The sequence below is a fragment of the Roseateles sp. P1_C6 genome, assembly GCF_056406315.1.
Genome location: NZ_JBFUAK010000004.1, coordinates 50,483 through 62,947, shown reverse-complemented (window position 1 = coordinate 62,947; position 12,465 = coordinate 50,483). Strand labels below are relative to the sequence as shown.

The following is a 12,465-nucleotide window of genomic DNA, read 5'->3' as shown; positions in this document are numbered from 1 at the left end:
CATGAAGCCACTGCTGCTCGCCACGACCGCCCTGCTCGCCTTCAACGTGCAGGCGCAGACCCCGCCGGCCAACGCCGCCAGCGCCCCGCCACCGCCACCTTTCACCTTCTTCGTCACCAGCGTGGGCGGTGGCAACGGCGCCAACTATGGCGGCCTGGAAGGCGCCGACGCACACTGCCAGAAGCTCGCCGACGGCGTGGGCAACCCGCACAAGACCTGGCGCGCCTACCTCAGCACGCAGGGCGCGAACGCCGTCAACGCGCGCGACCGCATCGGCAAGGGGCCGTGGACCAACGTGCGCGGCCAGCCGGTGGCGCGTGACGTGGCCCACCTGCACGGCGACACGCTGGAGCAGGCCCAGCTCGGCAGCAACCTGACGCGCAACACCGCGCTGACCGAGAAGGGCGAACGCCCCAAGGCCGCTGGCGACACGCCCAACGAGCACGACATCCTGACCGGCTCCACGGTGGAGGGCCGCGCCTTCCCCGAGGGCGCCGACAAGACCTGCAGGAACTACACGTCGGGCGCGGAGGACGGCTCGGTGCAACTGGGCCACTTCGACCGCACCGGCGGCGGCAACGCCTCGTGGAACTCCGCCCACGGCAGCCGCGGCTGCAGCCAGCCCAAGCTGGTGGCGACCGGTGGCGCGGGGTTGCTGTACTGCTTCGCGGCGAACTGATTCAGCGGCGGCAGCGCCTGCTGATAACGCCCGATGGCATCCAGCAGACCCGGCGACACGCGGCCTCCTGTCGTGGACGCCGTGAGGAAGTCGACGTGGATGTAACCAGGCTCCTCGGCTGCCGCCTCGCCAAAGACGTTCATGTCGTAGACGCCGATCAGCAAGCCAACACCGCCGGCCAACGAATCCGCCAGGTTGTGCCCCAGCGATCTGAGCGCCCCGAGCCTCATCGCATCGGTCTCACGTCGTCGAACAGCCAGGCTAGGCCGACTGCTTCTCCAGCCGCAGCGCCGCTTCCACCGTCGCCAGCTCCTCGTCCGTCAGCGGTGCGCCGTTGGCCGCGCCGAGCGCATCGTCGATCTGGGCCAGCCGGCTGGCGCCAACCAGCACCGACGTCATGCCGGGATGCCTCAGCACCCAGGTCAGCGCTAGCTGCGGCAGCGTCTGGCCGCGCGAATCGGCCAGCGCCTTGAGCGCGCGCACCACGGCCACGCGGCCGGGCGTCACGTCGGTGGGCTTCAGGAAGCCACCTTTCGCCGCACGCGAGTCAGCCGGAATGGCCGAGGCAAGGTAGCGCTCCGTCAGCAGCCCCTGGGCGAGCGGCGAGAAAGCGATGCAGCCGATCCCTTCCTCGGCCAGCGTGTCCAGCAGTCCGCCTTCGACCCAGCGATCCAGCATGCTGTAGCGCGGCTGGTGGATGACGCAGGGCGTGCCCAGCCGGCGCAGGATGGCGCTGGCCTCGCGCGTCTGCTCGACCGAGTAGTTGGAGACGCCGACATAGAGTGCGCGCCCGCTGCGCACCGCGTGGTCCAGCGCGCCCATCGTCTCCTCCAGCGGGGTGTCTGGGTCGGGACGGTGGGAGTAGAAGATGTCGACGTAAGGCAAGCCCAGCCGCTTCAGGCTCGCGTCCAGGCTGGCAAGCATGTACTTGCGCGAGCCCCACTCGCCGTAAGGCCCCGGGCCCATGCGGTAGCCCGCCTTCGTGGAGATGATGAGTTCGTCGCGGTGGGCGTGAAGCTCCTCGCGCAGCAGCCGGCCCATCGTCAGCTCGGCCGAGCCGGGCGGCGGGCCGTAGTTATTGGCCAGGTCGAAATGCGTGATGCCCCGGTCAAACCCGCCCAGCACCATCTCGCGTGCCGTGTCGTAGCGGTCGACGTCACCGAAGTTGTGCCAGAGGCCGAGCGACAGCGTGGGCAGCAGCAGCCCGCTGCGCCCGCTGCGGCGGTAGGGTTGGCGTTCGTAGCGTTGGGGGTCAGGCGTATGGCTCATTCGAAGGATCGTAGGCGAGTACCTTCGTGTAATGGCGACAACCTGCGTCGGCAGCAGCCAGGCGCAGGGCACCCCATCCTGCTGACACGCGGCTTCAACAGCCGCATCAGCGCTGCACGCCCCAGCGCCTGACCGTCAGCCGCTCGACCGTGTCGAACACGAAGCGCTCCACCAGCCAGCCGATCAGCACGACGGTGACCAGGCCCGCGAACACGCGGTCGGTCATCAGCTCGTTGCGGCTCTGGAAGATGTACCAGCCCAGGCCGCCGCGGCCCGACGACGCGCCGAAGAACAGCTCGGCCGCGATCAGCGTGCGCCAGGCGAAGGCCCAGCCGATGCGCAGCCCCGACAGGATCGCCGGCAGCGCCGACGGCACGAGGATCTGCAGCACGTAGCGCAGCCCGCGCAGGCCGTAATTGCGGCCGGCCATGCGCAGCGTCTCGGGCACACCCTGGAAGCCCGACAGCGTCGACAGCGCCAGCGGCCACAGCACCGCGTGCACCAGCACGAAGACGAGACTGCCCTGGCCCAGGCCGAACCACAGCAGCGCCAGCGGCAGCAGCGCGATGGCCGGCAGCGGGTTGAACAGCGAAGTCAGCGTGACCAGCACGTCGCGCCCGGGCCGCGTGGCGACGGCCAGCGCCGACAAGGTCAGCGCCAGCACGACGCCCAGCGCATAGCCTTGCAGCAGCAGCGACAGCGACGCGGCGGTGCGCATCAGCAGCTCGCCGTTGCGCAAGTCGTCCCACCAGGCCTGCGCGGCCTGCAGGAAGCCCGGCAGCAGCAAGTCATTGCCGGCCCAGCGCGCGGCCAGCTCCCACAACGCCGCGATGAGCACCAGCACGACCACCTGGCGGACGCCGTCGCGCTGCCACAGGCGCTGTACGCGGCCCAGCGGCGCGGGCGCCGCGAACGCCGGCAGCGGTGGCAACTCGCGCTCGAACTCGGGGCGGGGGTGGACGTAGCTCATGGTTCAAAAAGCAGGCGGTGGATGCGCTGCTGCTGCGCCTGGAAGGCGGCACTGCCGACGCTGCCCAGGTCGAATTGATCGGCGTCCAGCTCCGCGCGCACGCGGCCCGGGTGGGGCGACAGCAGCAGGATGCGGTTGCCGATCAGCAGCGCCTCCTCGATGGAATGCGTGACGAACAGCAGCGTGAAGCCCAGCTCGCCCCACAGCCGCAGCAGCTCCTCCTGCAGGCTGCGCCGCGTCAGCGCGTCGAGCGCGGCAAAGGGCTCGTCCATCAGCAGCACGCGCGGGCGCATGGCCAGCGCGCGGGCGATGGCCACGCGCTGCTTCATGCCGCCGCTGAGCTGGTGCGGGAAGGCGTCGGCAAAGCGCGTCAGGCCGACCGTGGCCAATGCCTGGGCGGCGCGCTCGCGGGCTTCATCCTTGCCGCACTGGCGCGACGCGATGAGGCCGAAGGCGACGTTGTCGAGCACGCGCTTCCAGGGCGGCAGCTGGTCGAACTCCTGGAAGACGACCACACGGTCCGGCCCCGGCTCGCGCACGGGCTGGCCTTGCAGCAGGATCTCGCCCGAGCGCGGCTGCAGGAAACCGGCCACCGCCTTCAGCAGCGAACTCTTGCCGCAGCCGGAGGCGCCCAGCAGCACGAAGCGATCGCCCTGCTGCACGTCGAAGGAGACTTCGTGCGTGGCGCGGATGGTGCGCTGCTCGCTGCGGTACGCCAGCGTCAGGTTGCGCACCTGCAGCAGCGGCGAGGCCACGGCCTCCACCGCCTGCTGTTCCTGCAGGGCCGTGGCGACCATGTCAGCTCCCGCCGACGAGGTGGGCGTCGTCGAAGAAGTAGTCCTTCACCGAAGCCGGCTTGGTCTTGATGGCGCCCACGCGGTGCATGAAGTCCGCCAGCGCAAACGTGTTCTCCGGCGTCAGCTTGAAGTCCACCTCAGGGTTCTTGATGATCTTCAGCAGCAGCGCGCGGTCGACCTTGCTCTTGTTGGTGCGCAGATAGATGTCGGCCGCCTTCTCGGGGTCGGCCTTGACCAGCCTGGCCGCCTCGGCCAGCCCGTCCGTGAACGCCTTGTAGGTCTTCGGGTTGTCCTTGCGGAACTTCTCCGTCGTGTACAGCACCGTGGCCGACGCCGGGCCACCCAGCACGTCGTAGCTCTTCAGCACGATGTGGGCCTGCGGGTTGCCGGCCAGCACCTGGTCCTGGAAGGGCGGGTTGCCGAAGTGGGCATTGATCTCGGTGCCGCCCTTGATGAGGGCGGCCGTCGCCTCGGGGTGCGGCAGCGCGACCTGCAGGCGGTCGAGCTTGTTGAACTGCGCGTCGCCCCACAGCTTGGCGGACGCCAGCTGCAGGATGCGCGACTGCACGGACACGCCGGTGGCCGGCGTGGCGATGCGGTCCTTGTCGCCGAAGTCGGCGATGGTCTTCACCGCCGGGTTGGTGCTGACGAGGTAGTAGGGGAAGTTGCCCAGCGACGCGACGCCGCGCACGTTCTGCTTGCCGTTGGTGCGGTCCCAGATCGTCAGCAGCGGGCCCACGCCGGCGCCGGCGATGTCGATGCCGCCTGAAAGGAGCGCTTCGTTGACGGCCGCGCCGCCGGAAAGCTCGACGAACTCGACCTGCACGTCGGGCAGGCCTTGCGACTTGCCGTGCTTCTGGATCAGGCCCTGGTCCTTGGCCACGTCCAGCAGAAGGTAGACGATGCCGAACTGCTCGGCGATGCGAATGCGGCCTTCGGCCTGAGCGGCCAGGGGCAGCGCGATGAGGGTGGTGAGCGCCAGGCGGCGCAGCGTTTGTGTGAGCTTCATGGTCAGAAAGGCTTGTCGCCTTCTATCGTGGTGCGATGCATGCGGCGGCGCAGCTGCGGCGGGCAGCCGGCGGCCAGGTGGGTGACGGAGCGGTTGTCCCAGAACACCATGTCGTGCGGCTGCCAGCGGTGGCGGTACTGCAGCTCGGGTGCCGTGCCGTAGGTGAACAACTCGGCCAGCAGCGCGCGGCTCTCGTCCTCGGGCAGGCCGACGATGCGGGTCGTGAAGTGCTCGCTGACGAACAGCGCCAGGCGGCCTGTTTCCGGATGCGTGCGCACCACGGGCTGCACGACGGGCAAGACCTGCGCGACCTGCTCGTCGCTGAGCTTGGGCCGCCAGGGGCTGCGCTCGCGCAGCTCCTCGTACTTGGCCAGGTAGGAGTGCTCGGCCTTCAGGTTGCGCACGCGCTGCTTCAACGCCGGCGGCAGCGCCACCCAGGCCGCGTGCTGGTCGGCGAACAGCGTGTCGCCGCCCTCACTGGGCAGCTCCTGCGCCAGCAGCATGGAGCCCAGGCTGGGCGTTTCCTTGTACGACAGGTCCGAGTGCCAGAAGTGCCCCGCGTCGCCCAGGCCGACCGGCTGGTCGTTCTCGACGATGTTGGAGACGATGAGGATCTCCGGGTGGCCCGTCAGGTGGAACTGGTGCAGCACGTGGATCTGCAGCGCGCCGAAGCGGCGGCTGAAGGCGATCTGCTGCTCCGGGCTGATGCGCTGGTCGCGGAAGACGAGCACATGGTGATCCAGGTGCGCGCGGTGGATGCGGCGGAAGTCGTCGGAGGCGAGCGGCTGGCTCAGGTCCAGGCCCACCACCTCGGCAGCAAAGCTGCCGGGCAGCGGGCGGATCTCCACACGCTGACGGGTCAGGGCGTCGGTGCTCATGGTTCAGGCCCTCGCGAGGCGGCGCACGACCGACACGAAGTGGTCGATCTCGTCGCAGGTGTTGTAGAACGCGAACGACGGCCGCACGGCGGCCTCCACGCCGAAGCGGCGCAGGATGGGCTGGGCGCAGTGGTGGCCGGAGCGCACCGCGATGCCCTCTTCCGCCAGCGCCTTGCCCACGGCCGCCGTCTCGTGGCCGGCCAGCACGAAGCTCAGCACGCTGGCCTTGTCCGCCGCGGTGCCGATGAGCCGCAGGCCCGGGATGGGGCGGACGGCTTCGGTCGCGTAGGCCAGCAGGTCGTGCTCATAGCGGGCGATGTGGTGCAGGCCCACGCGCGAGACGTAGTCCAGCGCGGCGCCGAGACCTGCGGCATCGGCGATGTTGCCGGTGCCAGCCTCGAACTTCGCCGGGGCCGGCTGGAACACGGTGCGCTCGAACGTCACGTCCGCAATCATGTTGCCGCCCCCCTGCCAAGGCGGGATGGCGTCCAGCACGGCCTTGCGGCCGACGACCGCACCGATGCCGGTGGGGCCGAAGATCTTGTGGCCGCTGAAGATGAAGAAGTCGCAGCCGATGGCCTGCACGTCCACCGCGAGGTGGGACACCGACTGCGCGCCGTCCACCAGCGTCGTCACACCCTGCCGCTGCGCGATGCCGACCAGCTCCTGCACCGGCACGACGGTGCCGAGCGCATTGCTGACCTGCGTGACCGCGAGCAGCCTGGCGCGGGGGCTGCCAAGGAGCTTCTGCGCTTCGCTGAGGATCACCTGGCCCGTGTCGTCCACCGGGATCACGCGCAGGTGCGCGCCCTTGCGGGCGGCGAGTTGCTGCCAGGGCACGATGTTGGCGTGGTGCTCCAGGTGGGAGACGACGATCTCGTCACCCGCGCTGATGTGCTGCTCGCCCCAGGTGTTGGCAACCAGGTTGATGGCTTCCGTCGCACCGCGCACGAAGATGACCTCGTCCGCCGAGCGCGCGTTGACGAACTTCGCGACCGTCTTGCGAGCACCTTCGTAGGCATCCGTCGCCCGCGCGGCCAGCGTGTGCGCAGCGCGGTGGATGTTGCTGTTCTCGTGCGCGTAGAAGTAGCTCAGCCGGTCGATGACGGCCTGGGGCTTCTGCGTCGTCGCCGCGTTGTCGAACCAGACGAGCTGCCTGCCGTTGACGCGCTCCGCCAGGATGGGGAAGTCGCGGCGGATGGCGTTCACGTCGAACGGCACGCGCTGGCCTTGCAGCGCATGCTTGTTGGGCAACTCCCCGGCGTGATGGCCCGTGACGCCAGGGTGGCGTGGCTGCAGGTCCAGCACATACAGCGAAGGCTGCTGCAGTGACTGCTCGGCCGGCTGAACGAAGTAGTAGCCCGAGGGAACCGCTTCACGCTGCGGCGGCGCGATCTGCTGCGGCACGCCCAGCAGCTGGCCGCCGGCGCGGCCGTAGATGCCGGGCACGCTGGTCAGCAGCACGTCGGGCACGCCGTTGCCGGCCTGCGCATGCGGCGCGCGGGCGGGTGACGGCCTTGCCAGTGCAGCGGCCTGGTCGGGCCCTGTCGGCATGAGATTCAACCCCGGCGCCGCGGCGCCGAAGCCGCCGAACTGCGTCGTGGTGGACTGCGGCAGCGGGCCGCTGGGCAAGCCCGGCGGCAGCGGGTTGGCCGGCACGTTGAGGCCGCCAGCGGACTGCACCGGCTGGGCCGAAGGCAGCGACCCGACGCCCAGGCTGCCGAACAGCTCGTTGGCCAGCCGGCCGAGTGCCGCCACGTCGAACGGGCTCTCGGCCACGTCAGCGGTAGGTGTCAGGGTACTCATGGTATTTGCCCACTTCCACGTCTTCGAGCACGGCCAGCGCATCGTCGCTGTGCACCGCCAGCGAGCAGTACAGGCTGATCAGGTAGGAGGCGATCGCGTTGCGGTTGATGCCCATGAAACGCACCGACAGGCCCGGCCCCTGCTCGCCCGGCAGGCCCGGCTGGTACAGGCCCACGACGCCCTGGCGCTTGTCGCCCACGCGCAGCAGGAGGATGCTGGTCTTGCCGTCGTTGACCGGCACTTTGTCGCTGGGGATCAGCGGGATGCCACGCCAGGTCAGGAACTGGCTGCCGAACAGGCTGATGGTGGGCGGCGGCACGCCGCGGCGCGTGCACTCGCGGCCGAAGGCGGCGATGCCCAGCGGATGGGTCAGGAAGAAGGCGGGCTCCTTCCAGACCTTGCCCAGCAGGTCGTCCAGGTCATCGGGCGTCGGTGCGCCGGTCAGCGTGGACAGGCGCTGCTCGTCCGCGACGTTGGCCAGCAGGCCGTAGTCGGGGTTGTTGATGAGCTCGGACTCCTGGCGCTCCTTGATCGTCTCGATGACGATGCGCAGCTGCTCCTTGATCTGGTCGTGCGGGCTGCTGTACAGGTCGGACACGCGGGTGTGCACGTCCAGCACGGTGGCGACCGCGTTCAGGAAGTACTCGCGCGGCGCGGCGTCGTAGTCGGCGAAGGTGACGGGCAGCTCGGCCTCGTCGCGCTTGGCGCAGGCGACCTTGACGGCCTCGGGGTCAGCCACCTTGTTGAGGCGGTAGATGCCGGCCTCGACCGGGATCCACTGCAGCAGATGCGTCAGCCAGCGCGGCGTGATGGTGGAGAGCTGCGGGACGGTTTTCGTCGCGTTCGCAAGTTGCCGCGCGGCGGTGTCGCTGAGCGCGAGTTGGGGAGTGTCAGCCATGGGGAAAGAGGCTCCTGGGGGCGGTGGGTGGGTGGTGAAGTGCTCAGGCGCTCAGCGCCTGGAAGGCTGAGTTCGGGTCGGCTTGCGAGGCGGCCTGGGAAATGCGGCTCTCCGGCGGCAGGCTGCGTGTCAGCCAGACATTGCCGCCGATGACCGAGCCGCGGCCGATGGTGATGCGGCCCAGCACGGTCGCGCCGGCGTAGATGACGACGTCGTCCTCGACGATGGGGTGGCGCGGTTGGCCCTTGTGCGCGTGGCCGGCCTCGTCGGTGGGTATGCTCTTGGCGCCCAGCGTGACGTTCTGATAGATGCGCACGCGCCGGCCCAGCACGGCCGTCTCGCCGATGACGACGCCGGTGCCGTGGTCAATGAAACAACCCGCGCCGATCTGCGCGCCAGGGTGGATGTCGATGCCGGTCTGCGCATGGGCCAGTTCGGCCACCACGCGGGCGATCAGCGGCAAGCCCAGGCGGTACAGCTCGTGCGCCAGGCGGTGGCTGATCAACGCATGCAGGCCCGGGTAGCAGAGCAGCACCTCGTCGACGCTGCGCGCGGCCGGGTCGCCCTGGAAGGCGGCGATGACGTCGCTGTCCAGCAGCTCGCGCACGGCGGGCAGGCGGCGCGCAAAGGCGCTGACGACCGCGGCCGCGGTGGCCTCGTGCGGCGCGTCCACACCGCGCAGGCGGGCGTCGTGGCGCAGCTCCAACGCCACCTGCTGGCGCAGCCGCGCGAGCGCCACACCGAGCGTGTGGCCGACGAAATAGTCCTCGCCCTCGGGCTGCAGGTCCGGCGGGCCCAGCCGCATCGGGAACAACGCGCCGGCCAGCTGCTGCACGAAGGCCGCCAGCAGCTCGCGCGACGGCAGCTCGCGCCCGCCCACATCCCAGCGGCGGTGCTCCTCGCGCCAGCGGCGGCGTGCGCCGCGCAGCGCGGCGACGATGGCCGACAGGTCGTCGACCGGGTCAGCAGCGCTCATGGCTGCACCCTTCGGCCGGCAGCCTGCCCCGCCAGGCGGGAGCGAGCTCGCTTGGGGCGGCCCTGCGCGGCGCCCATCAGTCCTGCACCCACGGCAGGCTGTGGAAGCGCCAGCCGTTGAAATGGCCGCGCTGCTGGTGGTCGTCACTGTCGCCCTCGAAGCCTTCCAGCACATTGAAGACGTTGGCCAGGCCCGCCTTGGTCGCCGCCTCGGCCGCCAGCGCCGAGCGCTTGCCGCTGCGGCACAGCAGCAGCACCGGCAGCTCGTTGCCGGACTTGGCGCCGACCTTGGCGTCCAGCTCCTTGGCGAAGCGCGGGTTGCGGTTCAGCGACGTGCCGGTGGCCCAGGCCACGTGCAGGCTGCCAGGCACATGGCCCACGAAGTGGCGCTCCTCGGCGCTGCGCACATCCACCAGCACGGCGCGGCCGGCCTGGACCAGCGCCCAGGCCTCACGCGGCGCAACGCCGCCCGCGAACGGCAGGCCGGTGGCCTGGGCGGCCTCACGGGCCTGGGCCAGGGCTTCGGGTTCTTCGAGAACTGAGTTACTCATGTCGGGTCTCATGCGAAAACCGAGCAAGGCTAGGCCTGCCGCGTTCTGCGGCAAACGAAGCAAAACGCGAACTGTTATGCGGATCGCGTGCTTGGCGCTTCAGCCCAGCACGGCGGCGCCCAGGTCCGGGAAGACCTTGCCCACCTTGCCCAGCAGGTAGTCGCCATAGCTGCCGCTGAAGGCGTGCACGCTGGCGCCGTCCCAGCGCGTCGCGCGGTCGTCGGGCGCCGCGGGCAGGCCTGCGATGGGTGCGGGCGTGGAGAAGAAGTCGGGGTCGAAGAACAGCGGCACCGAGATGCGGTCGCGGCCGGTCGTGTTCAGCCGCACGCGGTGCGGCGTGGAGCGGTACAGGCCACGTGTCATGCGGTCCAGCATGTCGCCCAGGTTGCACACGAAGGTCCCGGGCAACGGCGGCGCATCGACCCAGCCCTCGGGGGTGTGCACCTCCAGCCCGCCGATGCTGTCCTGGTAGAGCAGCGTCAGCAGGCCGTAGTCGGTGTGCTCCCCCACGCCCCAGCCGGCGTCGTCGGGCGCCGGGCGGCTGGGGTAGTTGAACAGGCGCAGCAGCAGCAAGGGGTCGCGCGTGTAGCGCTGCTCGAAGTAGTCGCCCGGCTGGCCCAGGCTCAGTGCAATGCCGCGCAGCACGGCGGCGCAGACGGCCGCACCGGCGTCGAGGTAGGCCAGCACCGTCTCGCGCAGGCCCGGCGGCGCGTCGGGCCACAGGTTGGGGCCGTGCAGCGGCGTGCCGGCCTGCACGCGCGGGTCATCGGCAGGCAGCTCGCTGCCCAGGTACAGGCCCTCCTTCCAGTCCGGCCGGCCCGAGGTCAGCTCGCCGCCGGCGCCGAAGTAGCCGCGCCAGGCACGGCCGCCGGCGCTCATCGGCACTTTCAGCTTGAGGCTTTCAGGTTGCGCGAAGAAGGCGCGCGCCAGTGCGTCCAGCCGGGCCGTCAGCGCCTCGGGCAGGCCGTGGCCGGTCACATAGAAGAAGCCGTGGGCCACGCAGGCACGGCGGATCTCGTCGACGTAATGCCGCAGCGCCGGCGCGCCGGCCAGCGGGTCGCGCAGCGGCGCAATGTCGATGACGGGCAGGCGTGGCGCGGAGGAAGACATGGCGGCATCGTCGCGCGGCTCAGGCGCGGGCCAGAAAAAAACCCTTCGGCCGGCAGGCGCCCGAAGGGTTGAAATCCACCCTTGCGGGAGGAGGAGACAAGAGGAACAGGCACGACATTAGCGCCAGAACGGCCGCGAAACCAATCATGTTTTCGACTGAACTCATGACGAAATGCCATGAGCTGCCCACCGCCACGCTCAGGCGGCCGCCAGCGCCTGGTCCAGGTCGGCCTTCAGGTCGTCGATGTGCTCGATGCCCACCGACAGCCGCACGCTGTCCTCGGACACGCCCGCCTTGTCCAGCTCCGCGGGCGACAGCTGCCGGTGCGTCGTTGACGCCGGGTGCGTGACCAGCGACTTCACGTCGCCGATGTTGACCAGGCGCGTGAACAGCTGCAGCGCATCGAGGAAGCGCGCGCCGCGCTCGCGGCCTTCGCCCGCCGCACCCTTCAAGCCGAAGGTCAGCACGCCCGAGGCCTTGCCCGACAGGTATTTGCGCACCAGGCCATGGTCGGGGTGGTCCTCCAGCCCGGGGTAGTTGACCCAGCTGACCTTGGCATGCTGTTGCAGGTGCCGGGCCAGCGCCAGCGCGTTGTCGCTGATGCGGTCCACGCGCAGCGCCAGCGTCTCTATGCCTTGCAGGATCAGGAAGGCGTTGAACGGCGACAGCGCGGCACCTGTGTTGCGCAGGGGCACGACGCGCGCACGACCAATGTAGGCCGCCGGGCCGAGGGCCTCGGTGTAGACCACGCCGTGATAGCTGGGGTCGGGCTCGTTCAGGCGCTTGAAGCGCGCCTTGTGTCGAGCCCAGGGGAACTTGCCGGAGTCGACGATGGCCCCACCGATGCTGGTGCCGTGGCCGCCCAGGTATTTGGTCAGCGAGTGCACGACGATGTCGGCGCCATGCTCGATGGGGCGGCTCAGGTAGGGCGTGGGCACCGTGTTGTCGACGATCAGCGGCACGCCGTGGTCGTGCGCGATCCTGGCGAGCTTCTCGATGTCGGTGACATTGCCCTGCGGATTGCCGAGCGACTCGACAAAGACGGCCTTGGTGCGCTCGTCGATCAGCGCGGCGAAGCTCTCGGGCTGGCGGTAGTTCGCGAAGCGCGACTGCACGCCGTACTGCGGCAGCGTGTGGGCCAGCAGGTTGTACGTGCCGCCGTACAGCGCGCTGGACGCGACGATGTTGTCGCCCGCCTCGGCGATGGTCAGGATGGCGTAGGTGACGGCCGCCTGCCCCGATGCCACGGCCAGTGCGCCGATGCCGCCTTCGAGCGCAGCGACGCGCTTTTCCAGCACGTCGTTGGTCGGATTCATGATGCGGCTGTAGATGTTGCCGGGCACCTTGAGGTCGAACAGGTCGGCGCCGTGCTGCGCGCTGTCGAAGGCGAAAGCGGCCGTCTGGTAGATGGGCACGGCCACGGCCTTGGTCGTCGGCTCGGGCGAGTAGCCCCCATGGACGGAGACGGTTTCAAAACGCCAGGCAGGCGCTGCGGGCTGGGTCATGGGGCTCTCCTCGGTCA

The 12,465-nt window shown here is 70.0% G+C and carries 12 protein-coding genes; 1 reads left to right on the top strand and 11 read right to left on the bottom strand.

The features are described from left to right. Position 1 precedes the first annotated feature (1 nt). On the top strand, positions 2–679 hold the full coding sequence (locus tag AC1D29_RS09045) for a lectin (protein WP_477896364.1): 678 nt from the start codon (positions 2–4) through the stop codon (positions 677–679). A 261-nt stretch (positions 680–940) separates the two neighbouring features. Here AC1D29_RS09045 and AC1D29_RS09040 read toward each other — a convergent pair whose 3' ends face one another. The 11 genes from AC1D29_RS09040 to AC1D29_RS08990 form a co-directional block, all read right to left on the bottom strand. Continuing rightward, positions 941–1,948: an aldo/keto reductase gene (locus tag AC1D29_RS09040; RefSeq protein ID WP_477896362.1), complete on the bottom strand. Its 1,008-nt coding sequence runs from the start codon at positions 1,946–1,948 to the stop codon at positions 941–943. A 106-nt stretch (positions 1,949–2,054) separates the two neighbouring features. Next, positions 2,055–2,918 (bottom strand): ABC transporter permease, encoded by an 864-nt coding sequence (locus AC1D29_RS09035; RefSeq protein ID WP_477896360.1) that lies wholly within the window; start codon positions 2,916–2,918, stop codon positions 2,055–2,057. Then, complete coding sequence (locus AC1D29_RS09030) at positions 2,915–3,715, bottom strand: ABC transporter ATP-binding protein (protein WP_477896358.1); 801 nt, start codon at positions 3,713–3,715, stop codon at positions 2,915–2,917. The genes AC1D29_RS09035 and AC1D29_RS09030 overlap by 4 nt, the downstream gene beginning before the upstream one ends. 1 nt (position 3,716) lies before the next feature. Next, entirely contained in the window at positions 3,717–4,724 is a 1,008-nt protein-coding gene (locus AC1D29_RS09025; RefSeq protein ID WP_477896356.1) for an ABC transporter substrate-binding protein, read from the bottom strand. A 2-nt stretch (positions 4,725–4,726) separates the two neighbouring features. Next, positions 4,727–5,602, bottom strand: coding sequence for a TauD/TfdA dioxygenase family protein (locus AC1D29_RS09020; protein WP_477896354.1), 876 nt, complete (start codon positions 5,600–5,602; stop codon positions 4,727–4,729). Positions 5,603–5,605: 3 nt separating this feature from the next. Next, positions 5,606–7,408 carry a family 2A encapsulin nanocompartment cargo protein cysteine desulfurase gene (locus tag AC1D29_RS09015; RefSeq protein WP_477896352.1) on the bottom strand — a complete coding sequence of 601 codons (1,803 nt, stop codon included), beginning with the start codon at positions 7,406–7,408 and terminating at the stop codon, positions 5,606–5,608. Next, positions 7,383–8,306 (bottom strand): family 2A encapsulin nanocompartment shell protein, encoded by a 924-nt coding sequence (locus AC1D29_RS09010; protein WP_477896350.1) that lies wholly within the window; start codon positions 8,304–8,306, stop codon positions 7,383–7,385. The genes AC1D29_RS09015 and AC1D29_RS09010 overlap by 26 nt, the downstream gene beginning before the upstream one ends. A gap of 43 nt (positions 8,307–8,349) precedes the next feature. After that, a complete protein-coding gene (epsC, locus tag AC1D29_RS09005) occupies positions 8,350–9,282 on the bottom strand; it encodes a serine O-acetyltransferase EpsC (protein WP_477896348.1) in 933 nt (310 codons plus the stop codon). Positions 9,283–9,358: 76 nt separating this feature from the next. Continuing rightward, positions 9,359–9,832: a rhodanese-like domain-containing protein gene (locus AC1D29_RS09000; RefSeq protein WP_477896346.1), complete on the bottom strand. Its 474-nt coding sequence runs from the start codon at positions 9,830–9,832 to the stop codon at positions 9,359–9,361. Positions 9,833–9,931: 99 nt separating this feature from the next. After that, positions 9,932–10,942, bottom strand: a complete 1,011-nt coding sequence (locus tag AC1D29_RS08995; RefSeq protein WP_477896344.1) for an isopenicillin N synthase family dioxygenase — start codon at positions 10,940–10,942, stop codon at positions 9,932–9,934. Positions 10,943–11,140: 198 nt separating this feature from the next. Continuing rightward, positions 11,141–12,448, bottom strand: coding sequence for an O-acetylhomoserine aminocarboxypropyltransferase/cysteine synthase family protein (locus AC1D29_RS08990; RefSeq protein ID WP_477896342.1), 1,308 nt, complete (start codon positions 12,446–12,448; stop codon positions 11,141–11,143). Between the last annotated feature and the right edge of the window lie 17 nt (positions 12,449–12,465).